This is a genomic window from Streptomyces luteolifulvus (assembly GCF_008806595.1).
Lineage (GTDB): Bacteria > Actinomycetota > Actinomycetes > Streptomycetales > Streptomycetaceae > Streptomyces > Streptomyces luteolifulvus.
The window spans coordinates 83,778-105,987 of the sequence record NZ_VZRB01000016.1 but is presented as its reverse complement, the minus strand read 5'-3'; the positions used below and the strand labels follow the sequence as shown (position 1 = coordinate 105,987).

Genomic DNA, 22,210 nt, shown 5'->3' with positions numbered 1-22,210 from the left:
ACAAGACCCTCGCGCGACATTCCCCACCCACTTTCCCTTTTCCATACGTGTCGGGCGGGAGCGGTCATGACCCCAAGCGTGAAGTCAGGTGCGCATCCGACCCGGAGACACGTGCTGGCCGGCGCCACCGCCGCCGGTCTGACCGTCGCCACCGGCACCCGGCAGTCGGCGCACGCCGCCGACCTGCCTCTGCTCGGGACGTACGACGTCGTCGTCATCGGCTCCGGCGCGGCCGGCATGACCGCCGCACTGACGGCCGCCCAGCAGGGCCTGAGCTGTGTGGTGGTCGAGAAGGCGCCCACCTTCGGAGGGTCCGCCGCCCGTTCCGGCGCCGGGATCTGGGTGCCCAACAACCAGGTGATCCTGGCCGCCGGGGTGCCGGACACACCCGCCAAGGCCGCCACCTACTTGGCGGCCGTCGTCGGTGCGGACGTTCCCGCCGAACGGCAGCGGGCCTTCCTCGCGCACGGCCCGGCGATGATCTCCTTCGTCATGGCCAACAGCCCGCTGCGCTTCCGCTGGATGGAGGGGTACAGCGACTACTACCCCGAGCTCCCCGGCGGTCTCCCGGGCGGCCGCTCCATCGAGCCCGACCAGCTCGACGGGAACATCCTGGGCGCCGAACTCGCCCGGCTGAACCCGCCGTACATGGAAGTCCCCGCCGGAATGGTCGTGTTCAGCGCCGACTACAAGTGGCTCGCGCTGGCCGCCGTCAGTCTGAAGGGCGCCGCCGTCGCCGCCGAGTGCCTGGCGCGCGGCACGAAGGCGGCCCTGCTGGGGCAGAAGCCGCTCACCATGGGGCAGTCGCTCGCCGCCGGGCTGCGGGCGGGGCTTCAGTCCGCCGGGGTGCCGGTGTGGCTCAGCACCCCGCTCACCGAGCTGTACGCCGAGAGCGGCGCCGTCACCGGGGCGGTGGTCGAGCGCGACGGCAGCCCCGGACTCGTCCGGGCCCGGCGGGGTGTCGTCGTCGGCTCGGGCGGGTTCGAGCACAACGCGGCCATGCGCACGCAGTACCAGCAGCAGCCCATCGGCACCGAGTGGACGGTCGGCGCGAAGGAGAACACGGGCGACGGCATCCGCGCGGGCCGGCGCGTCGGGGGCGACCTCGCGCTGATGGACGACGCCTGGTGGGGGCCGGCGATCCCGCTCCCCGGCCAGCCCTACTTCTGCCTCGCCGAACGCACCCTTCCCGGCGGCCTGTTGGTCAACCAGGCGGGCGCCCGCTTCGTCAACGAGGCAGCGCCCTACAGCGACGTCGTGCACACGATGTACGAGCGCGACGCCACCGCGCCCGACATCCCGGCCTGGCTGATCGTCGACCAGAACTACCGCAACCGCTACCTGTTCAAGGACATCGCGCCGACTCTGCCCTTCCCCGCCGACTGGTACAGCTCCGGTGCGGCGTACAAGGCCTGGACCCTGGACGGGCTCGCCTCCGCCATCGGTGTCCCCAGGACCGCCCTGCGCACCACCGTCGACCGCTTCAACTCCCTTGCGCTGAAGGGGAAGGACACCGACTTCAAGCGCGGCGACAGCGCCTACGACCACTACTACACGGACCCCCTAGTCCTCCCCAGCTCCTGCCTCGCGCCCCTGTGGCTGCCGCCCTACTACGCCTTCCGGATCGTCCCGGGCGACCTCGGCACCAAGGGCGGCCTGCGCACCGACGCCAGGGCACGGGTGCTGCGGGCGGACGGCTCGGTGATCCCGGGCCTGTACGCCGCCGGGAACGCCAGCGCGGCCGTGATGGGACACAGCTACGCGGGCGCCGGCTCGACGATCGGCCCGGCGATGACGTTCGGGTACATCGCGGCCCGGGACATCGCAGGAGTGCTCTGAGCGCTCCGCTGGAGGTGCCGCGATGCGTCGTCGGCCGTCTGCGGCGCCATCGTGGCTGGTCGCGCAGTTCCCCGCGCCCCTTCAGGGCGCTGCCGAACCGCAGCGGACTCAGCCCGACCTGCTTAGACCGCCGTGGGCCTACGCGCGATGAGGAAGGCATGCTGCGAGAACTCCGCGGCATCGGGTTCGCGCACCGTCTGCGAGACGAGCGCGAACCCCGCCCCCTCCAGCAGCCCGACGATCCGCTCGGGCCGCCTGCGGCGGAAGGTGAGCGACACCGGGTGGCCCCAGGGTTTGTCGTGGTGCCGGTGCTGGTCGCCCGCCTGGAACGCGACCAGCAGGTGTCCGCCGGGCGCGAGGACGCGGTGCCACTCGGCGAACAGGTCCGGCAGTCTGTCCCCGGGGGTGTGGATGGACGAGTACCAGGAGACGGCCCCCGCCAGCCCCCCGTCCGGCAGGCCCAGCTCCAGCATCGAGCCCTGCTCGAACCGCAGCCCCGGGTTCTCCCGCCGGGCGATCGCGAGCATCGACTCCGACAGGTCGACCCCGAAGACGTTCAGCCCCAGCGTGGCGAGGTGCCCCGTGACCCGCCCGGGCCCGCACCCGAGATCGGCCACACGCCCGCCCGCCCCCACGAGCTCCGCGTACCCGCCGAGGATCGCCCTCTCCAGCGGCTGGGCGGCGAGCCCGTCGCGGAAGCGGTCGGCGTAGTCCTCGGCGACGGCGTCGTAGAAGGTACGGGTGCTGGTCACGAAGTCGGCTTCGGTCATGGACGGGCACCCTAGCCGCCCCCACTGACAGCCCAGCCTCTACGCGACCCCCGCCGCCCGCAGCCCCGCTGCCGTCGCCGCCGCGCCCAGGACCACGACCATGAACGGCGCCCGGCGCCACGCCAGGGCGCCGCCCACCAGTACTCCGGCCGGCCGGGCCCAGCCCGCGAAGCCGTCACCCTCGGTCAGCGCGCCCGTGGCCAGCAGCGCCACCAGCAGGACGACCGCTCCCGCGGACAGCAACTCCTGCACCCGCGCCGGGAGTTCCACACGCCCGTGCAGCACCGGCCCGACCAGCCGGAAGGCGTACGTCCCGATCGCCAGCGCCAGGATCACGGCGACCGTCGCGCTCATACGGCGCCCCCGCGGCCGTACAGGACGAGTCCCGTCAGTGCGAGCAGCACCGGTACGCCCGCCGGGACGGCCGGGGTGACCGCCAGTGCCGCGGCGGCGCCGAGCAGCGCCGCCCGCCGTATCCGCGTGTCCTCGCGCAGGGCGGGCAGCACCAGTGCCAGGAGTACGGCGGGGAAGGCCGCGTCGAGGCCGTACGTCGCCGTGTCGCCGAGCGCGTCCCCGGCGAGCGCCCCCGCCAGGACGCCCGCGTTCCAGATGACGAACAGTCCGGTCCCGGAGACCCAGAACGCCGCCCGCCGCCGTACCGGATCCGGCTGGGCGAGAGCGAAGGCCACCGTCTCGTCGGTCACCAGGTGCGCCCCCATGAAGCGGGCGAGCCGGCCCCGGCCGATGATGTCGGCGACGGCCAGGCTGAAGGCGGCCGTGCGGGTGTTGAGCAGCAGTCCGGCGGCCGCCGCGGCGACCGGGCCGCCCCCGGCCAGCAGGACACCGACCGCGCTGAACTGGGCGGAGCCCGCGTAGACCACCAGCGACATCACCACCGGTACCCACACCGGCAGCCCGCCGGTGACGGCGATCGCACCGAAGGAGACCCCCACGACCCCGCCCGCGAGCCAGAAAAGCGAGGCGTCCCGGACCAGCTGCGACAGGTTCGGTGTTCGCTCTGTCGTACGCATGTTCTCTATGCTGGACAGCAGAGGCTCTGTTCGTCAAGGCGAACGATCGTACTTCTGGAGCGAACGACATGTCCGATGCCGCCGTGCCGCCCGCCCGTCTGCCCCTCGACTGGATCGCCGTGTCCCTGCGCCGCGAACGGACCCGCGCCGGACTCTCCCTGTCCGAGCTGGCCAAACGCGCCGGGATCGCGAAGTCGACGCTGTCGCAGCTGGAGGCGGCCGGCGGCAACCCGAGCATGGAGACCGTCTGGGCGCTGGCCGTGGCACTCGGCGTGCCGTTCAGCACACTGGTCGAACCGCCGGCACCGGCCGTTCAGGTGATCCGGGCGGGTGAAGGACCCGCGGTTCACTCCGAGCATTCGAGCTACACGGCCGCGCTGCTCTCGGCGAGCCCGCCCGGAGCTCGGCGCGATATTTACTCCGTCCGGGTGGAGCCGGGCACCGTACGCGACTCGAAGCCGCACCTTCCCGGGACCGTGGAACACCTCGTGGTCAGCGCCGGACGGGTGAAGGCCGGGCCGCTCGGCGAGCAGGTGGAGCTGGGCGCCGGGGACTACATGGCGTACCGCGGGGACGTACCGCACGCATACGAGGCGCTGGCGCCGGGGACGAGGTTCGTGCTGATCATGCAGCACATGTGAGAGGCATTCGGGAAAGGCAGGAGCCCCGCTGCCTTACGGCGCGGGGCTCCTTGGGTACTGCTATCTGTTCCGGATCAAAGCACCAGGCTCCGAGACCGAATGATCAGACGGGGGTGACGTTCTCCGCCTGCGGGCCCTTCGGGCCCTGGGTCACGTCGAAGGAGACCTGCTGGTTCTCCTCCAGCGAGCGGAAGCCGCTCGCGTTGATCGCGGAGTAGTGGACGAAGACGTCGGGGCCGCCGCCTTCCTGGGCGATGAAGCCAAAGCCCTTTTCGGCGTTGAACCACTTCACGGTTCCGGTAGCCATAAGCCCTCCTTGGGCCCAAAGGGTTGCCCTGCTCCAGAACCCTGCAAGTGTGAAAACAAGATGCCGCACAACTGCATACGTCTGAAAACGACGAGAGCCCGCGGTCACATGCTCCGCAGGCTCTGTACTGCAAGGGAAACCAAACTGCAACTTGCGGCGAGCCTAGCACGCGGGCAGCCGAAAGCAATAGAGGTCAAGATCACGTCACTCGGACGTTTGAATGCCCCGTGTCGCGGCTGACGGTGCGACGCGCCACCCTGAAGGCTGCACCGTACCTCATAGGGTCTAGCCTCGCGATGTGGACAATTCTCGCACCCGGCCGCGCGTCGGCCACATCCAGTTCCTGAACTGCCTGCCCCTGTACTGGGGGCTCGCGAGAACCGGCACGCTCCTCGACTTCGAGCTCACGAAGGACACCCCGGAGAAGCTCAGCGAGAAGCTGGTGCAGGGAGACCTCGACATCGGGCCCATCACCCTCGTCGAGTTCCTGAAGAACGCGGACGACCTGGTCGCCTTCCCCGACATCGCGGTCGGCTGCGACGGCCCGGTGATGTCCTGCGTGATCGTCTCGCAGGTCCCGCTGGACCGGCTGGACGGCGCCCGGGTCGCCCTCGGCTCGACCTCGCGCACCTCCGTCCGCCTCGCCCAGCTGCTGCTCGCCGAGCGCTACGGCGTCCAGCCCGATTACTACACCTGTCCGCCCGACCTCAGCCTGATGATGCAGGAGGCGGAGGCGGCGGTGCTGATCGGTGACGCGGCACTGCGGGCCAACCTGCTGGACGGACCGCGCTACGGCCTCGCCGTGCACGACCTCGGCGCGCTCTGGAAGGACTGGACCGGCCTGCCCTTCGTCTTCGCGGTATGGGCGGCCCGCCGCGACTATCTGGAGCGCGAGCCGGTCATCACCCGCCGGGTGCACGAGGCCTTCCTCGCCTCCCGCAATCTCTCCCTGGAGGAGGTTGCGAAGGTCGCCGAACAGGCGGCCCGCTGGGAGGCCTTCGACGAACGGATCCTCGAGCGCTACTTCACGACGCTCGACTTCCGCTTCGGCGGCCCGCAGTTGGAGGCGGTGGCCGAGTTCGCGCGGCGGGTGGGGCCGACGGCGGGGTTTCCGGCGGATGTGAAGGTGGATCTGCTGGAGGCGTGAGGGCGGGCACTACGCTGCAGCAGTAGGGGTGTGCGGGGAGTGCTTACGGGGGAGGGGTGACGCCATGCAGCCGCTCGGAGTCGACGAGCCCAGCGTCGTGGGGCCCTACCGGCTGCTCGGCCGGCTCGGCTCCGGCGGAATGGGCCGCGTCTACCTCGGCCGCAGCGCCGGCGGCCGCACGGTGGCCGTCAAGATCGTGCATCCGCACTTCGCGCTCGACGAGGAGTTCCGCGCCCGTTTCCGGCGCGAGGTCGAGGCCGCGCGGCGGGTCGGCGGCGCCTGGACGGCACCCGTCCTGGACGCGGACCCGGAGGCGTCGATCCCCTGGGTCGCCACGGCCTACGCGGCCGGCCCCTCCCTCACCACGGCGGTCACCGACGGCGGCCCGCTGCCGCCCGCCACGGTACGGGCGCTGGGCGCGGGCCTCGCGGAAGCGCTGGCGGCGGTGCACGAACTGGGCCTGGTGCACCGGGACGTGAAGCCGTCCAACGTGCTGCTCACCCTCGACGGACCGCTGCTCATCGACTTCGGCATCGCCCGCGCCACGGACGGCACGGCGTCCCTGACCTCCACCGGCGTCTCCATAGGCTCCCCCGGCTACATGGCCCCCGAGCAGATCCTCGGCAAGGGCGCGACGCCCGCGGCGGACGTCTTCTCGCTGGGCGCGGTCCTCGCGTACGCGGCGACCGGCGAGTCCCCGTTCCCCGGTGACTCCTCGGCCGCGCTGCTCTACAAGGTCGTCCACGAACAGCCCGAACTCGGCGCCCTGAGCGGTGCGTTGCGGGACCTGGTGGAGGCGTGCCTGACCAAGGAACCGGGCGGGCGGCCCACCCCCGCCGAGGTGGCCGGACGGCTCGCTCCCGAGGGCGCGGCACGCCTGGTCACGGGTGGCTGGCTGCCGGGCCCGCTGGTCGAGCAGGTCAGCCGGGCGGCCGTACAGCTGCTGAACCTGGAGGCGGCGGGGTCGGCGGGGCAAGTGGCGTCGGGGCCGGTGGGGTTCAGCAGTCCTTCGGTGGGGGAGGGCGCGGTGCGCGGGGACGCCGGGGCTCGGGAGTTCGCGGTGGGCGAGGGTGGCGGCGCGTTCGGACCGCCGCCGGTCATGCCCGCTTCCACGCCCGCGCCTTCCGGCTCCCCTCTCCTCCCCGAACCGCGCGACGAGCCGCGGCGGCCCGATGCCACCGCACCCCCCTTCGACGAGCGGACGCCCGGCAAGGTCGCCGTGAGCGTGGCGGCGACCTCCGTACCCGGGGACGGCGGCCGCGGCCGCAGGCTGAGCTGCACCGTGGCCCTCGCGGTCGCGGGCGCGCTGGCCGCGGTGACCGTCGGTTCGGTGTTCGTGTTCGACCTGCTGCCGGGCATCGGCGCCGACGACACGGGCGGTTCCAACGCCGACTCCGCCCCCTCCACCTCTCCCTCCCCTCCTTCCCAGACGTCGAGCGAGGCCGCGGACCTGCCGGCGAAGGTCCCCGCCCGCTACCTCGGCACCTGGGAGGGCCAGGGCAGCGGCCTCGACGGCACCGTCCCCATGGGCACGTTCCGGCTGACGGTGCACCGGGCGGCGGTGGGCGAGGAGTTGGGCAAGCTGCGCCAGACGGACATCCTCGGCGGGGTCTGCGACGACGTACTCACCCTGAAGAAGGTGACGAAGACACAGCTCATCGCGACATCGGTGGGCGCGAAGACCAACCACGACGGCTGCAACCCGGCGGCCCACACGGTCCGCCTCACACCCGAGGGCGACGACCTCACGTACCAGTCGGAGAGTGCGGCGGAGGGGAATCCCGAAGCGCGGATGTCGAGGGTCGAGTAGCGGGCCGCGCCCGCCTCTTGAGACGCAGCAGCCAGGGAAGGACCAGCGCCGCTCCCGCGAGCGTGCCGGCGAGCCCGGCGGCCCAGACGTACGGGTACTGCACATGGACCCAGCACGGGGCACCCTCGTCGAAGCCATTCAGGCCGCCGCCGCGCCGGGGCCGCCGGTCGCCCCGAGCCTGCTCGTGGCGCAGCGAAGGTCCCGACGCCTATCGCCGCCTCGGCCGGGCCGATCCCCCGCCCATGCTCCCGCTCCCCCGGCTCACCCGGGAACGACGACCGTACGCAGCTCGCCGTCGCCCAGGTGCAGCATGCCCTTGCCCGGCGCGACCTGTCCGCCGACCATGCTCCGCGACAGCCGTACGCCGATGAGGTCGCCGCTCGACGACTCCTGCGGGGAGAGCAGGATGCCCCGGCGGCCCTTCTTGGCGTCGACCTGCCAGCCGGAGAAGCCGCTGCAGACGTCCTCCTCGTCACCGGCGATGACCAGGGCAAGGCCCCGCTCCGCGCCGCGCGAGACGATCCGCTTCATCTGGCTCTCGGCGTCGCAGTCCTCGAGGATCTCGCCGTCGTCGACGAGGACGGCGATCGGCTCCTCCAGGGACGCCTGGTCGATGAGCTCCTCGAAGTCGTCCTCGTCGATGTCGTCGCCGGTGAAGACCTTCAGCACGCCGTCCGTGCCGTCGAGCTGGCGGAGCGGTGACTGGCGGGGGGCCGCGACGACCAGGCGTATCCCCTGGTTCAGGAACGACCGGGCGAAGTTCATCAGGACCGTGGAGCGTCCCGACTTGGCCGGACCCGCGATGACGAACGTCGGGACGCCCGCCGACAGATCGGGGCCGAAGCCGACGATCTCGTCGCCGCCGATACCTGCCAGCGCCCACAGCCGGGAGCCGGACGCCTCCGGGTCGCGCATCTCCCAGGCCTCGCCGAAGGAGATCCGGCTCGGCAGACTGTCCACCCGGAACGGGCGCCGGGAGCGGGCCACACCGGCATCGCGCGCGGTTGCGGCCTCGCCGATCGCGGACAGCGCCGCGGCCTGCCCCTGCCCGGTGGTGTCCTCGGAGAGCAGCGCGAACTGTGTCTCCGTACCGGACTCGTTGCGGTAGCCGCGGCCCGGCGGGATCTCCTCCGGCACCTTGCGCGCGGGGATGCCGAGCGTGGAGAAGTCGCTGCGGTCGGCCAGCCGCAGACCGTACTTGTCCTCCGTCAGGGTCGCGATACGGCCCACCAGCAGCGTGCGGTCACCGGTCAGCACCAGATGGACGCCGACGCTCGCGCCCTCGCGCATCATCGTGGTCAGCTCGTCGGTCAGCGCACCGTGGTCGACCTCACCGAGCGTCGGCACCCAGCCCTCCCAGCGGTCGAGCAGCACCACGATGTGCGGCAGCCGCTCGTCCTCGGGGGCGGCGGCCCGCTGCTCGCCGATGTCGGCGTAGCCCTTCTCCGCCAACAGGTCCTGACGGCGGGAGAGTTCGCCCTTGAGCCGGTTGACGAGCCGGATCACGCGTTCGGTCTGGTTACGGCCGACGACCGCGCCGCAGTGCGGCAGCCGGGTCAGCGCGTTCAGCGCGCCGTTGCCGCAGTCGATGCCGTACAGATGGACGTCGGCGGTGGAATGGGTGCGGGCGAGGGAGCCCGCGAGGGTGCGCAGGATCTGCGAGCGGCCGCTGCGCGGCGCACCGCCGATCATCAAATGACCGAAGGTCGAGAAGTCCACCACGACCGGGCGGCGGGCCTGGTCGGCAGGCAGGTCCTCGACACCGTACGGCGCCGGCGGCAGCTTCCCCGGCCCCTGCGCGACGGCGGGCATCTCGATCTCGTCGAGCAGCAGCGTCTCGGCCAGCGCGGGCAGCCACGGGCTGTGCTGGGCCGGGATACCGAGCTCCTGGTTGGCCTCGAGCACCGCGTCGACGAGGACCTTGAGGTCGGTGATCTCCTCCTCCTCGCGTGCCTCGGCCTTCGGCTTGACCAGCGCCGCCCGCCCCAGGTCCTCCCAGGACAGCGCGCCCACCCAGGGCATGAGGACCTGCGGATCGGCCGCCCCGGGCCGACGGCCACCGACGCGGCCGGACTGGAAGGGCACGAGGGAGGCATGGCCGAGGCGGACGTACGCCCGGCCCGGCGTGCTCTTGGAGATATGGCCGGCCTCGGGCGAGTCGATCACATCGCTGGACTCGCCGCCGTCCGTCACGCGCAGCGCGATACGCAGGTTGGTGTTGGCGCGGATCTCGGGGGACACGACACCGCTCGGCCGCTGGGTGGCCAGCAGGAGGTGGATACCGAGCGAACGGCCTCGCTGGGCGATGTTGACCAGACCGGTGACGAAGTCCGGCAGGTCACGGACCATGGACGCGAACTCGTCGATGACGATGAGGAGCCGGGGCACGGGAGCGTGGGACGGGTCCCGGCGCACCAGATCCTGGTAGTCCTCGATGTCCTTGGCGTCGGCGGCCGCGAGGATGTGCTCGCGCCGCTTCAGCTCCGCGCCGAGCGATTCGAGGGCACGCTCGACGAGATGGGCGTCCAGGTCGGTCACCATGCCCACGGTGTGCGGGAGTTTGACACAGTCCTTGAACGCCGAACCACCCTTGTAGTCGACGAGGACGAAGGTCATGTTCTCCGGCGTGTTGGCCACCGCCAGCGCCGCGACGATCGTCTGCAGCAGCTCCGACTTACCCGAACCGGTCGTACCGGCGATCAGACCGTGCGGGCCGTCCTTGCGCATGTCGATGCCGAACGGGCCGTCGTAGGACTCACCGATGACCGCCATCGTCGACTGCCCGCCCATCCGCCAGCGCGCCACGATCGCGTCGCCCGTCGGCGGCTCCAGCTGCAGGACGTCGAGGAGACGGCTCGCGGCCGGGAGCGCGGAGTCCTCGGTCTCGCCGCTGATGTCGCGGAGCGCGGAGAGCGAACGGGCGAGCCGCAGGCACCAGGCGGGGGACACGAAGTCGGGCCGCACCTCCTTGATGCGCTCGGCGCCCGCCTCCTCGACACGCAGCCGCAACTTCTCGGTCTGCTGGCGCTGTTCGGGCTCACTGCCCCCCGTGTGCCAGGCCTGGAAGGAGGGAAAACCGCCGACGGCCTGCTGCGGCTGGGCGACGGAGGAGGCCTGGGCGTCGTACTCCTCGGCCCTCGGCTCGGCGACGACGAACGCCTGGCATTCGCCGGGCAGGAACCGTTCCTCGGCGTCGAGGCAGATGGCGTACATGGAGACCGAGGGGCCTTCGCGCAGCAGCCGTACGGCACCCGCCAGGGACCGAAGCCGCCGCGACCCGTCCCATACGACGACGATGTCCGGGTCGCTGAACGACGTGCCCTGCCCGCGGTTCTGCTCGGCCGCCTTCTTGCGTGCGTCGAGAATCTGGGTCAGCTCGCCGATGCGGGCGCCGACGGTCTCGGCGTCGGTGCCGATGAGAATGTTGACGTCCTGACCGCTGCCGGGCTTGGCGTGCGGCAGCCAGCGCATCCAGTCCCAGCTCACCTGCGCGCTGTTCTCGCTGAGCAGGTAGAACTGCACGTCCATCGGGCTGTGCAGGGCGGCGGTCTGCCCCACGGCCCAACGCCCCATCGCCCGCGCCGAATCGCCCGGGCCGGCCATGCCGATGACACCGAGTCCGCGCAGGGACAGGGCGACGGGGGCGTCCTCGATCTTCCAGGTGACCTGGCGTCGGTGGTCGTCCTGCTCGGGATCGTCGAGGACGACCTCGGACGGCAGTTGCCCGGTGCCGACGCGCAGGAGGAGGTGGTCGCGGTCGGTACGCCGCCGTTCCCACAGCCGGGTCCGCGGGCCCGTTCCGAGAGAGAGAACGCTCGCCGGATCGGGAACGGCGTGCCGCCGGTCGTTCCGTTCGGCGACGAGGGCGTCCTGGGCGTCCTTCTCGATCCGCTCCTTCTGCTCCTCGTACTCCTTGACCTGCTTGGCATGGGACTTGCGCCCGTGCTTCTTGTCGTTGAAGTAGTTGGCGAAGAGCAGGATCGGGCTCAGACCCGCCATGATCAGGTAGTACCAGCGCTGAAAGATCACCACCGCCACGACGGCACCGACGAGCGGCGTCAGCGCCATCAGCCAGGGCAGCGGCCGGGCCTCGTACTCCCGGGGCGGGGAGGGCAGCCGGAACGTGGTCTGCCGCTCCGGCGGCCGCAGCCTCGGGGGCCGGTTGTAGTCGAGGGCCATGCCGTCGTCGGACCACTTGAGGGCGGCGTTGGGCGGGGTGTAACGGGCAAGCTCCAGAAGGGAGTTGCCGACGGCGATCTGCCCGCCGAGGGGCCACTCGTCCCCGTCGACGGGCGCCCCGTCGAGGGTGATGGCCTCCTTGTCCTTCTCGTCGCCGTGCACGGCGACTTGGCAGGTGCCATCGGTTGCAACTGACAAGGTCAGGGCGCGGGCGCCGACTTCGGGATCGTCGATACGGACGTACGACGCCGCCCCGCTGCCGATGTCGTAGCGCCCGACCCCCAGCCGGTGCACGAAGCCCGCCAGGGGCCCGCCGACGACGCGCAGTTCGACGAGCCCGGTGGGCTCGCCGGGCAGACATCCGGCGGGATCCTGGAGACTGACGACGGCCCCGTCCCTCAGCGGTGACCCCACGACGGTGGCGGAGGGATCGACGGCATACCCGTCCACATAGACCAGCGGAGCGTTGTTGGCGGGAAGCTGGTGATGGTGTCCGAGCGGGATGACCTGGGCGCCGGTGGCCCCGACCTGCTTGGCCAGCTCCTGCGCGATGTCCCCCACGGTGGACTCAGGATCGGCATCGAGTACGACGTCGGCGGTGCCCCCGCCGAACGGATCGACGACGGTCAGAGTCAGGCGCACGCTTGTCCTCCCCATGGCCCCCCGTGACCGCTTCCAGATCGCAGGCCACAGTGGAAGCGACGATATCCGTTCCTCGTCACGGCCCTGCAACAGGACCGCTGCATCCTTCCCGATGGCAACGGTGTATGCACGAGCTCACGACGCCTTGTTCACAAGTGGGGATGTGACACCTCAGGCCACACCCGTAAGCTGCTGTCTCAAGAGCGGACGATCACACCGGTTGTCGCATGTCCCGTGCGACGGTGGGGAGATGGGTCCGCGCACAGGGAGCCACGGGGGTTGGCCCTGCGGCGTTTTGAAGAGGAGTACGGCTTCATGGCCAAGGACCTTGACGTCACATATCAGGACATGCGGGATGCGGCAAAGCATGTCGTGAAGGAGAAGGAAAGGCTCCAGGAGAAGCTCGACGGCCTGCGCAAGTACATCGCCAACCTGGTCGAGTCCGGCTACGTCACCAAGAGCTCCTCGAAGGCCTTCGACGAGAACTTCGACGAGTTCGTACGCGGCACGAAGGACACGCTGGACGGTCTCGACGGCATGGGCGACTACCTGACCATGGCCGCGGACAAGTTCGAGCAGATTGATGATGAGCTGGCCAAGTCGGCGAAGAGCAAGTAGGCCATTCCTGCGGCTTTGTGGCGGCGTGGCGCCCGCCCTGTGCGGCAGCGGTTGCTGAACGCACCGGGCGGGCGCCCGGCCGGGCCCCTTCAGCTGTCGGGGAGGGGCCGGCGGAGGAGATAGAGGTGGAGATCGCTGCGGGGCTCTTCCGTCTCGACCCGCAGCCAGGACCCGTCACGAAAGCGCAGCAGCACCATCCTCGTCTCGAACTCACCGGAGAACGGGTCGACGAGGGTTGCCTCGGCGGTGGGAAGACGCGCGACGATCTTCATGTGCTTCTCCCTTCCCACAGTGACGCGTTGGGGCGGAGCTGCCAACACGATCTCGTCCTGCGTAGCGAGGACAAGCCGCTGATGGTGCGTGGAGTGGCTGTACCAGCGCAGCAGGAACTGCCCGGCGCTGCCGTGCCAGTTGCCGTCGAAAACCCGGTCGAGGCCCTGCTCGGCAATGGTGGCGTCCCGTCGCCTGTCATCCTCGTCCTTGGCCCGCAACCGCTCCTTCTCGTCCTTCGTGGCAAGGGAGCGCTTGACGGCTTCTTCCACGTTGGACAGAAGGGTCAGCAACATGAGGGGGGGCATGAACGGCACAGCGATCACGGCACCGACCATGCCCAACGGCCGCAGCCTTCCGGGCCGAAGCCGAGATGTGCCGACTGCCTGGAGGACTTCCGCCGGGGGCTGCGGGATCTTGTCGATCGTGCACCATTCCCCCGCTTCGGCGCGGATACCGAGGCGGTCGGTTATGACGCGGTGCTTGCTCCTGGACGTCACGTCAAGAGTCTCCTGGCTTTGATGTCGTTGGCAGGGCACAGAGGTTTATGCCCAGGCGGGAGGCCCGTGGTCGCCGCCGAACTCGACCGCTTCCTCGCCCCCCGTGGCATCAGCCTTCTGCGACCCTCCTACCGCAACCGTGGCACCCCACGACCGGGAGAAGCCCAGATGTGCATGGTCGGATGAGGCTGCTCTTCAGGGCATGAAGATCCCTAGTGATCTTGCGAGATTCTCCAGGTCCTCAGCAGCTTGCATGATCCGTGCAACGTCCTCCGTCGCAGTCCAGATCACTACATCGGCCCCGGCCTCAGAGACTTGCCACGCGTAGCGCACACAGGCCAGCAGATGAGGTGAGTCCTCCTGGGATACGTAGCGGAAGACCGTGAGGCCCTCCCCGAGGTGCTCGGACTTGAAGCGCTTGACGACTGGAGGCTCCACAGAACTTGGGTCATCCGCCAGGGTCAGTGCGCGCAGGGTCTCCTCCCGGGGCCGCGACGACGGTCCGATCGCTGCGAGAACCGGCAGAGGAAGATCGGTCGGGTGGTCGCGGTGCAGGAAGAGCCAGTGGTCAGTGCCCGGTGGGGAGAAGGCCTCGGCGCAGCGTGCCAGGGTGCCTGCGACGAAATCGACGCCGTTCGGACCGGGATCGAGTTCGCGATCCAGCCAAAGGTCCTCGGCCTCCTCGCGACACCAGGACTGGATGTCGTCCCACTCCTCGAAAGGACCGGTGGCACCAGAGCGTGGCGGTAGGACGGTCCACGGGTACGGGTCCACGTCCTCGATATCGATGACCGGGAAGAATTCGTTCATCCACGCCTCCAGCGGAAGGTTGCCATGACGGCGTCGAACCACTCGACGAGGGCGTCCGCCAACTCGTCCCTGGGGTCCCCGGCACCGATGGTCGAGAAAGCGGCTACGAACCAGCGGTTGGGGTCATCCGGTACGGACACGATGTACTCCACCCGGCGGGAGGCGAGTTCGGCCCCTGTCCCAGGATCTGCCGCGGCGACATGCTCGCGGCGTACCGCGAGTGCTCCGTCGATTTCCCCGGAGCTCAGATCGGCGTTCTCCACCCCGTCCCGGGACAAGAGCTGGACGGCCAGTTCGGTCGGTTCTCCGTGTGGGCCGCCCTGCGGCCGCCGCGGGAGAAGGCTCTCCGAGACAACGATCGACGCGCCCAGATTGACATCGTCCGTAGGCTTGACCGGCAAGTAGAGGTCCAGGGCATCGCCCTTTTGCACCTCTGCGACAGCGCCACGGAAGCGCCGCTCCAGTTCGCGCTTGTACGGGCCTATTTTGTCCGGCGGAGCGCCGTCGGGGATACGGGAGAAGGCGGCGTCCAGGATGCGCCGGACGGCTGCCTCCGTACCGTGCCGCAGCGGCACCTGGTCCCACTGGCTGGGGAGGAGGATGCGATAGCCGGTCACCGGAGGCCCGGCTTGTGTGGTCGGCGCAGCCGATTCTTCAACGGGCATGCGTCACCTCCTGGTGATTGAGGTACTTGATACCGGCGAAGCCGCCGATGCCGGCCAGGACAGCAATCCAGAGCACCCACTCGCCCTGAGAGATGGCGAAGACGAGGGCGTAGACGAGGTAGAACCCCAGTGCCCACTTGAGGATGGTGCGTTCGCCGCGCAGGCGTTGCCAGTCCTCGGGGCGCCGGGATGCATACATCAGAATCCCCGGGGTCAGGGCGCACAGTGACCATTCCCAGGTAGGCATGGGGAGGATTTCCTCGCCGAGGAGATCCTTGCTCATCGGAGCCGCGAACAAACGGAGAAGTGCCAGCACGAAGATCCATTTGACGGCACCCACTCCGTAAGCGATACGTCGGGTTCGTCGACTGCTCTCGTCGGCCCCCACGGCTCGTCCCTGATCGGTCATGGATGGTCTTCCTTCACCATTGCGACGTCCCGGGAACCGGGGTTGTCATGCGGTCCTTCATCCTGCTGTACCCGTCGTCCGTGACGTAGTCCGCGGTCTTGTCGGCGGCATCGAGCCCGGTACTTACGGCCCACGACCCCTGGAGCACGTCCTTGTGGCGTTCGGCCTGGCGGGCGTTGTCCGCGAGGCCGGTGTTGTCAGGGTATGCGTCCCGCCATTTCTTGATGTCCTTGATCTGCTGACCCACTTTCGCGTCGCCCAGCACACCCGCCTTCTCCTGGGCCGAGATCTGCGGCATTTCGGAGTCGCGTACCTCGTTGGACGCCCGCTTCCCCGCGGCGCGGTTCTCGCCCTCCATCCGCAGACGACGGGCATTGGCGGCCTCACGGTTCTTGCGTGATGTGCCGCCGCGCTTCCTTGCGGCCCGTGCGGCAGTCTTTCGGGCTCCTTCATTGGCTTGTGCGGCGCGAGCGGCCGCCCCGTCCTTCGCCAGCCCGGCCGCGGTCTTCCTGGAGCTCTGTTGCAGGGCTTTGATGGCTTTCGCCGCTTTTATGCCATTGCGTGCCATTTTGAGGGCGCCCAGATCCATGACAACGTCGAACCATGAGCCGTTCCCCGTGGCGGCTTGAGTGAGATGGATGGCGGCCACAACTACGGTCAGGACGAGCGCGATGATGCCCACCGCAGGGAAGAACATGGCAACGACGCCGACAATGGTGGCAGCCCAACTCGCCCAGTCGGCGATCGTGCCCAGCCATTCCGCGTCAGCGACCCAGCCCTTGAAGTCGTTCCACCAACTGTCCTTCATGTCGTCGTCAATGGACGACCGGACCTTGCTTGCGAAGTGGCCGGAACGCTCGTTGTAGTCGCCTTCCGCCGTATTGAGACGCTTGCGGGCGTCCTCAAGGTCCTCCTTGGCCTGCTTGAGGATCGGGTCCTCGTCCGTGGACTCGCCCGACTTTTCGTCCTTCTCTTTCGCGGATCCCGACTTGTCGTCAGCCTTGGAGGAGCGGCTGTCGATCACCTGCTGAGCATCCTTGGCGTCGCTGAGCGCCCTGTCCGCCTTCTTCTGGAACTCTTCGAGCTCAGTGGCCCAGCTGGAGAGATGATCTTTTACTTCACGGTATCGGTCCTCTGCCAGGTCGAGCTTGCGCCCCAGACCCCGCGCATTCTCGGCCAGGTCCTCCGCGTATTCCCCCTTGAGGTTGTCAGCATCCGCCATGGCGGTAAGCGCCGCGGCCTGCGTGCGCAGGTACTCGGCGATCTTCTTCATATGCGTAACCTGGCCGCGAATACCCACCGGGTCACCGGGTACGGGGTCGCTCTCGCGCAGCGGATGCCAATCCTTGGGCCGTGCCATTCTTTCCCCTAGAAAGCAGCAGTTCGGTAGGCGAGCGGGCTGTCCTTACTTCTTCTTCTTGCCGGTCTTGGCCAATTCGTCATCAAGGCCCTTAAAAGCGTCTCGTGTGCCCTCCACCTGCTTTCCGACTTCTTCCAATGACTCCAGCAGGCGCTTTCGGTTGTCATCCCAGTTGTCTATGAAGTCGGTCATGGCTTCCTTGAGTTCGGACGCTCCGACCACCGAAGTGATGTCGTCCTTCCATTCGCCCAGGTTCTTGAACTCCGCCTGGATCTCACTGAGTTGTTTTGCGGATTTGCTGAGCAGAGCGAAGTCGACAATCAGGTCCGACATTGAGTTTCCCCGCCTGTATCTTCTTTGCTTCGGGCAGAGCCCGATCAACGGTTGACGGACTGGATTTCCTGAACGGCTACGTCTTGTTCGCTGCCAAAAACCCCGTTCGGAAGGGTTCCGGACTCGCCGTTTGACCCCTCCCACGTGATCTCCCAGGTGACGGTGGCCTTCAGCTTGTAGGAACCGCCGTCGGACGAGCGGAGGTACGTGATGCCGCAGGGCGGCGTCTCGTCGGACTTCCCCTTGGCCCAGGGCTCGCCGATGGAGCCGTCGCTGTTGATCGCGCACTCGCCCGAGGCGGGGAAGGTGGTCGCGTCGGCGGTGCCGGGCTCCAGCTTCAGGGAGACGGGCTTGGCGGTTGTCGTGGCGGAGAGGTTCCAGCCGCCCACGTTGAGGGAGGCGGTGACGGAGACTTTGTGGAAGTCCGCCTTGTCCAGCCAGGCCCAGGTGGGCAGGTTGACCTTGGTGGTTCCCTCCGGGGCGAGGCTGATCTGCGTGTCAGGGACCTGGATCTCGTTGTAGGCGAGCTTGGCCAGGGTCTCGGTGTCGATGGCGTTGTCGACGGGGGGATCGTCGCCGTTGTCGACCCAGAAGTCCGCTTGGCTGCAGGCCAGGTAGTCGCCGCCTTCGAGGCGGTCCCAGTCGTAGACGGTTCCCCAGAACATCCCCTCGCCGGACTTGTCCTTGTTGAAGTCCTTGTAGGGCTCTCCTTCGATGTAGCGGGACTTCTCCGCCGCGTATCCTTCGGCGGCGCCGCTGAAGTGCCCGATGTCCCAGCGCCGCTCGAATTCCTTTTCGTACTCCTCCGGCGTCCACCGCGGCTCGTACCAACAGGCAGGCGGATCGTAGGACCCGACAGGAGCCAGCGTTCCCGTCGATTTTCCACTGCCGTTGTCTGACGTGCTGAAGGTGACCTGAGAAGTGATGGTGCGGTCCTTGGAACCGCTGGTGGTGTCGCCGCGCGACCCCCCGAACCCTGTCTCCGCCTGTGCGGTCCCCACGGTGAGCGACGCGCTTGCCGCCAGCATGAGTGCGGTCAGGGCGAGTTGCCTCGAAATCCTTATGGCAGGCACTTCTCGCTCCCCCGCTTCGACACGACCTCGCTGGTGAGCCAGACGCCTTTGGAGTTCTGTTCGAGGCGGCTGACGTAGTACACGTACGAATCGTCCGAGGGCGCGCTTCGGTCGACCTTTTTGGTCTTCCGGAACTTGTTGAAGGCCTTGCTCTCGTCCGCGCAGAGCGTGACGGCTGCCGTGGTCTTGCCGGACAGGCTGACGGTGGGAGAGTAGTAGCGCGTAGTGCCGGTGATGGTCGCGTCGTGGTCCACGAACGTCTGCACCCACTTCGCCGAGCCTGCCAGCGCCTTGCCCTTGTAGTAGTAGGCCAGGGCGGGTGAGTGGACGTCGCCGTCGGTGATGGCCCGGTTGACGGCCGTCATGGAGCGTCCCGCGTCCGCGAGGACGGCGTCCTTGGCTTGGTCGCCCGTCTTCCAGCCCTCGAACACCTCCTGCACGTCGCTGGGGAGAGACAGATCGGGACGGTTGCTGTCGTCCGCGGTGCTGGGTGATGCTGTAGCCGACGCGGTTGAGCCGCCGGCGTCGGCTCCAGCAATCTCGTCGTCAGGTTTCTTGTCCTCGCTGCCACAGGCCGTCAACAGCAAGGCGGCCGTCGCGATGAGCGCGGCAGCAGTGGGCAATGGGCGGCGCTTCAAGGTGGGCTCCCCGTGAGACAAAGAATCAGTCAAGAGCACAGACGGTATCGGTGAGGTTCCCGGTTTCGCCAGCGTGAACTTCCCTGTGAACAGGGGTAATTCCGGTCATACGGAACCCCAGTGGGTGTGCTCTGTGTCCCATCCGTGGCGAAGGTGACAGCCATGCCTCCGTGGTCACTGCGTGCGGGAGCAGCCGTCGCTTGGTGATTCCGTGAGTGTGCGTTCGGGAATCCAGCCGAGCGCGGGTGGGGGGCGGGAGCCTCTTCGGGCCAGCCGGATGAATCTGACGGAGGGTGGCACCCCCTCCCCGGGAAAGTCGACGCTCGACGGCGCGCGTCCCTAGTCGTGGTCCGGTCTTCTCAGAGAAACGGTGGGTGCGCGCGGGGCGCGGTCGCATCCGATCTCAGCGGTTGACGGCCTGGATTTCCTGGACAGTGACGTCCTGGCTGTTGCCGAAGGTGCCGTTGGGCAGGTCACCGCCCGCACCGCCGGTTCCGGTCCAGGCGATCTCCCAGGTGATGGTCGCCCGAAGCTTGAAGGTGCCGTCGCCGGAGGAGCGCAGGTACTTGAGGCCGCACGGCGGTGTCTCGTCGGACCTGCCCTTGGCGAAGGGCTCGCCGATGGAGCCGTCGGCGTTGATGGTGCACACGCCGGATGCCGGGTAGGTCTCGGCGTCCTCGGTGCCCGGCTCCAGTTTGAGCGACACCGGCTTGGCGGTGGTCGTGGCCTGGATGTTGAAGCCGGGGACGTTGATGGCCGCCGTCGCCTGGACCTCGTCGAAGACGGCCTCGTCGAGCCAGGCCCAAGTCGGCAGGTTCACTTTGGTGGTCGCCTTGGGAGCGAGGGTGACCTCGGTGTCGGGAAGTTGCATGTGCTGGTAGGCGAGGGCGGCGAGCATCTCCGGGGTGATGGCCTCTTCGTACTGGGGCGGCGGGGCCTCGCCGTTGTCGACCCAGAAGGGGAGATCGGTGCACGAGCTCCGCTTGAGCGGATCGGGCTCGTTGGGATTCTCGACACCGGCCCAGAACATCCCCTTGCCGTTGTTCTCGACGTTGTAGTTCTTGTAGCCAGGGGTGTCGGTCCAGCCGTACTCGTCCTCGTAGTGGCGCTCCACCTCGCCGATCGCCGCGCCTGGAGTGCCAGTCAGGCCGCCGGGCGAGTTTTTTGCGGTCGCGATGTCCTTGGACATTTTCTCCTTGAAGTCCTCGGCGCCGAGGTAGGGGGCGTACCAGCAGGGCGGTGGCGTCCAGTTGACGTCGGAGAAGGTCACGTTGCCGGAGCTGCCACCTTTGGCGACAGCTCCGGAGTACTGGACGCGTGCGGCGGCGTAGATGCCGTTCTCGTCGCCGCCGCCTCCTTGGTCGGTGCTGGCGCCCTTGTCGTTGCCCGTCTGCTCTGCCGCGTAGGCCGGTTCCGCGAGGAGGAGGACGCTGAGGGCCAGCGTCAGGGCAGCTGTGCTGGTGCTGAGGGTCGTACGCCGTGACCTGTTCACCGGCACTTCTCCGCCTTCGTCTCGACGAACACCTTGGATGCCTGCCACAGACCCTCGCCTGTGGGGAACTTGACCATGACGATCTTGAAGTAGTCGAAGTCCGCGATGCTGGGCTTGCTCTTCAGGACCTTGCCGGTCTTGACCTCTTTGCCGTAGAACTTGCTCGAGTCCACGCAGAACGCGATCTCCACCGAGTTGCCGTTCGGGGCGGACCGGGTGGTGGCCTGGTAGTGGCGCCTGGTGCCGGTGGCTGTCCAGCCGCCATCGACCCTGCTGTCGATCTGCGTCTTCGCGTAGTGCAGACCCTCGCCCGTGGCGTAGGCGCTTACGGCCGCGTCCTTGCTCGTGCGCTTGTCGACGCCCCGGTAGATGGCGCGAACATAGTTCGCGGCGTCGTCCATGGCGGCCGCTTCGTTCTTGTTCTTCGGCTCGTCCCAGTCGAAGACCAGGTTCATGTCCGCAGGCAGGGACACGTCCACGCCGTCTGGCTTGTCCTCCGCCCGCGTCGCCGACGGTTCCGCCGACTCCTTCGGCGTCCTCGCACCCTGGTCGGCGCCGGCGATCTTGTCGTTGTCGCTGGACTTGTCGTCCTCGCCTCCGCAGGCCGTGAGCAGCAGGGCTGCGGCAGCGGCGAGCGCGGCGGGCACAGTGCGGCGCTTCACAGTTGACTCCCCGTGAGACAGATGTTCAGTCAAGAGGTCTGACGCTATCGGTGGGGTTCCTGGTTTCGCCAGAACGAACTTCCCCGAGAAGGTGGTTATCTACGTGCATATGGTCCATTGCCGGCTGCGCTCCGTGTGCTGACCGTGATCGAACAGGCCATGACGCCGGACGCCTTGACGTGCTGCGTTCGCGGCCATCGTCGTGGGACTCTGTTTCGCCATCGCGGAGAGCTACACCTCGGGGTGAGACCGGGAGATCGTCGGTGGACGGGACATTCGGTACCTGGACCTGGCCGTAGAACCGGCGCTTCTTACGGCATACGGAGGCTTGCTCGTCCTCCTCTTCGTCGCGGCCTTGGCGATGGGTACTTCGGTGGTGTGCGGCATAGTCGTTGGGATCGTGAGTACGGGGCGGAGGAAGCGTCGCGTGGTTGATCAGGCTGGCAGCCGCTTTCGGGTGCGTGACGGGTTCGGGATCGCCGGGTTCGTTGTGTTTCTCGTGGCGGGCATGGCCGCATTGCTGTTGATTCTCGGCACCTGCAGACGGTTCGCGCGAGAAACGGTGCCGGTGCTCCTCGATCTTCCGGGCGGGTCCTGGACGGTTGGCGGAGTTCTGGGACTGGTCAGTGTCCTTGGGTGGGTCAGCGGCGTGGAGTTCGGGTTCAGGAACTTGCACACGGCGAATACGACGCGACTGATGCGAGGGATACGTGCTGCGGGGAGCGCGGTCTGCTGGGGGGCTGCGTTCGGGCCGTTCATGTACCTGCTCAGTGGTCTTCCCGCCAAGAACTGCCGTTCATACGATTCGAGTTGTGTCTACGTCCCTGGTACGGGTACGGCGTTTCTGGCGTTCGTAGGGGGTGTCCGCCGTGTTCGGCTGGCTCTGGCGTCGTTGGCACGGCGCGGTGGTTGACGCGCGGCGGGCGCAGGAGCGCGAGCGGATGCGGAAGCTTCGCAAGAAGGGCAAGGGCAGGAGTCGGGCTGCGCGGCAGCGGTAATACTCGAAACACTCTG

General features: G+C 68.5%; 21 protein-coding genes and 1 pseudogene. 7 read left to right on the top strand and 15 right to left on the bottom strand.

Annotated elements, in window-relative coordinates; genetic code table 11:
- The first annotated feature begins 66 nt into the window (after window positions 1-66).
- Complete coding sequence (gene kstD, locus F7R91_RS22850; RefSeq protein ID WP_150950964.1) at window positions 67-1,839, top strand: 3-oxosteroid 1-dehydrogenase; 1,773 nt, start codon at window positions 67-69, stop codon at window positions 1,837-1,839.
- 122 nt (window positions 1,840-1,961) lie between these two features.
- On the opposite strand, the gene F7R91_RS22845 is transcribed toward kstD, so the two are convergent.
- The 3 genes from F7R91_RS22845 to F7R91_RS22835 are packed head-to-tail and all read right to left on the bottom strand — an operon-like array spanning window position 1,962 to window position 3,640.
- The gene (locus tag F7R91_RS22845; protein WP_150950963.1) at window positions 1,962-2,609 is read right to left on the bottom strand and encodes a class I SAM-dependent DNA methyltransferase; all 648 of its coding nucleotides are present in this window, start codon (window positions 2,607-2,609) and stop codon (window positions 1,962-1,964) included.
- A 39-nt stretch (window positions 2,610-2,648) separates the two neighbouring features.
- Window positions 2,649-2,963, bottom strand: coding sequence for an AzlD domain-containing protein (locus F7R91_RS22840; RefSeq protein WP_150950962.1), 315 nt, complete (start codon window positions 2,961-2,963; stop codon window positions 2,649-2,651).
- Window positions 2,960-3,640, bottom strand: coding sequence for an AzlC family ABC transporter permease (locus tag F7R91_RS22835; RefSeq protein WP_150950961.1), 681 nt, complete (start codon window positions 3,638-3,640; stop codon window positions 2,960-2,962). The genes F7R91_RS22840 and F7R91_RS22835 overlap by 4 nt, the downstream gene beginning before the upstream one ends.
- 68 nt (window positions 3,641-3,708) lie before the next feature.
- Between F7R91_RS22835 and F7R91_RS22830 the strand changes: the two genes are divergently transcribed.
- Window positions 3,709-4,281, top strand: coding sequence for a helix-turn-helix domain-containing protein (locus F7R91_RS22830; RefSeq protein ID WP_150950960.1), 573 nt, complete (start codon window positions 3,709-3,711; stop codon window positions 4,279-4,281).
- Window positions 4,282-4,384: 103 nt separating this feature from the next.
- Here the strand turns inward: F7R91_RS22830 and F7R91_RS22825 are convergent, their stop codons facing one another.
- On the bottom strand, window positions 4,385-4,588 hold the full coding sequence (locus F7R91_RS22825; RefSeq protein WP_003992177.1) for a cold-shock protein: 204 nt from the start codon (window positions 4,586-4,588) through the stop codon (window positions 4,385-4,387).
- A 298-nt stretch (window positions 4,589-4,886) separates the two neighbouring features.
- Between F7R91_RS22825 and F7R91_RS22820 the strand changes: the two genes are divergently transcribed.
- Window positions 4,887-5,735 (top strand): menaquinone biosynthetic enzyme MqnA/MqnD family protein, encoded by an 849-nt coding sequence (locus F7R91_RS22820; protein WP_150950959.1) that lies wholly within the window; start codon window positions 4,887-4,889, stop codon window positions 5,733-5,735.
- A 64-nt stretch (window positions 5,736-5,799) separates the two neighbouring features.
- Entirely contained in the window at window positions 5,800-7,545 is a 1,746-nt protein-coding gene (locus tag F7R91_RS22815) for a serine/threonine-protein kinase (protein WP_150950958.1), read from the top strand.
- Between the two features lie 261 nt (window positions 7,546-7,806).
- Here the strand turns inward: F7R91_RS22815 and F7R91_RS22810 are convergent, their stop codons facing one another.
- Window positions 7,807-12,366, bottom strand: a complete 4,560-nt coding sequence (locus F7R91_RS22810) for an FtsK/SpoIIIE domain-containing protein (RefSeq protein ID WP_150950957.1) — start codon at window positions 12,364-12,366, stop codon at window positions 7,807-7,809.
- Between the two features lie 315 nt (window positions 12,367-12,681).
- Between F7R91_RS22810 and F7R91_RS22805 the strand changes: the two genes are divergently transcribed.
- Complete coding sequence (locus F7R91_RS22805) at window positions 12,682-12,984, top strand: WXG100 family type VII secretion target (RefSeq protein WP_150950956.1); 303 nt, start codon at window positions 12,682-12,684, stop codon at window positions 12,982-12,984.
- Window positions 12,985-13,073: 89 nt separating this feature from the next.
- On the opposite strand, the gene F7R91_RS22800 is transcribed toward F7R91_RS22805, so the two are convergent.
- Window positions 13,074-13,754 carry a hypothetical protein gene (locus F7R91_RS22800; RefSeq protein ID WP_150950955.1) on the bottom strand — a complete coding sequence of 227 codons (681 nt, stop codon included), beginning with the start codon at window positions 13,752-13,754 and terminating at the stop codon, window positions 13,074-13,076.
- A gap of 69 nt (window positions 13,755-13,823) precedes the next feature.
- Here F7R91_RS22800 and F7R91_RS44515 point away from each other — a divergent pair.
- A pseudogene (locus F7R91_RS44515) lies at window positions 13,824-13,919 on the top strand (IS982 family transposase); the annotation flags it as partial.
- Window positions 13,920-13,949: 30 nt separating this feature from the next.
- On the opposite strand, the gene F7R91_RS22790 reads toward F7R91_RS44515, so the two are convergent.
- The 9 genes from F7R91_RS22790 to F7R91_RS22750 form a co-directional block, all read right to left on the bottom strand.
- Complete coding sequence (locus F7R91_RS22790) at window positions 13,950-14,564, bottom strand: hypothetical protein (protein WP_150950954.1); 615 nt, start codon at window positions 14,562-14,564, stop codon at window positions 13,950-13,952.
- On the bottom strand, window positions 14,561-15,229 hold the full coding sequence (locus tag F7R91_RS22785; protein WP_150950953.1) for a hypothetical protein: 669 nt from the start codon (window positions 15,227-15,229) through the stop codon (window positions 14,561-14,563). Before F7R91_RS22785 ends, F7R91_RS22790 begins: the two co-directional genes overlap by 4 nt.
- Window positions 15,219-15,638: a hypothetical protein gene (locus F7R91_RS22780; protein WP_150950952.1), complete on the bottom strand. Its 420-nt coding sequence runs from the start codon at window positions 15,636-15,638 to the stop codon at window positions 15,219-15,221. The genes F7R91_RS22785 and F7R91_RS22780 overlap by 11 nt, the downstream gene beginning before the upstream one ends.
- 13 nt (window positions 15,639-15,651) lie before the next feature.
- Window positions 15,652-16,911 (bottom strand): hypothetical protein, encoded by a 1,260-nt coding sequence (locus F7R91_RS22775; RefSeq protein ID WP_225320749.1) that lies wholly within the window; start codon window positions 16,909-16,911, stop codon window positions 15,652-15,654.
- A gap of 132 nt (window positions 16,912-17,043) precedes the next feature.
- Window positions 17,044-17,331, bottom strand: a complete 288-nt coding sequence (locus F7R91_RS22770) for a hypothetical protein (RefSeq protein WP_150950950.1) — start codon at window positions 17,329-17,331, stop codon at window positions 17,044-17,046.
- A 44-nt stretch (window positions 17,332-17,375) separates the two neighbouring features.
- Window positions 17,376-18,359, bottom strand: coding sequence for a hypothetical protein (locus F7R91_RS22765; RefSeq protein ID WP_150951049.1), 984 nt, complete (start codon window positions 18,357-18,359; stop codon window positions 17,376-17,378).
- Window positions 18,360-18,391: 32 nt separating this feature from the next.
- On the bottom strand, window positions 18,392-19,042 hold the full coding sequence (locus tag F7R91_RS22760) for a hypothetical protein (protein WP_150950949.1): 651 nt from the start codon (window positions 19,040-19,042) through the stop codon (window positions 18,392-18,394).
- Window positions 19,043-19,445: 403 nt separating this feature from the next.
- Entirely contained in the window at window positions 19,446-20,534 is a 1,089-nt protein-coding gene (locus tag F7R91_RS22755; RefSeq protein ID WP_150950948.1) for a hypothetical protein, read from the bottom strand.
- On the bottom strand, window positions 20,531-21,196 hold the full coding sequence (locus F7R91_RS22750) for a hypothetical protein (protein WP_191971591.1): 666 nt from the start codon (window positions 21,194-21,196) through the stop codon (window positions 20,531-20,533). The genes F7R91_RS22755 and F7R91_RS22750 overlap by 4 nt, the downstream gene beginning before the upstream one ends.
- Window positions 21,197-21,524: 328 nt before the next feature.
- Between F7R91_RS22750 and F7R91_RS22745 the strand changes: the two genes are divergently transcribed.
- On the top strand, window positions 21,525-22,109 hold the full coding sequence (locus tag F7R91_RS22745) for a hypothetical protein (RefSeq protein ID WP_150950947.1): 585 nt from the start codon (window positions 21,525-21,527) through the stop codon (window positions 22,107-22,109).
- The last annotated feature ends 101 nt before the right edge of the window (window positions 22,110-22,210 follow it).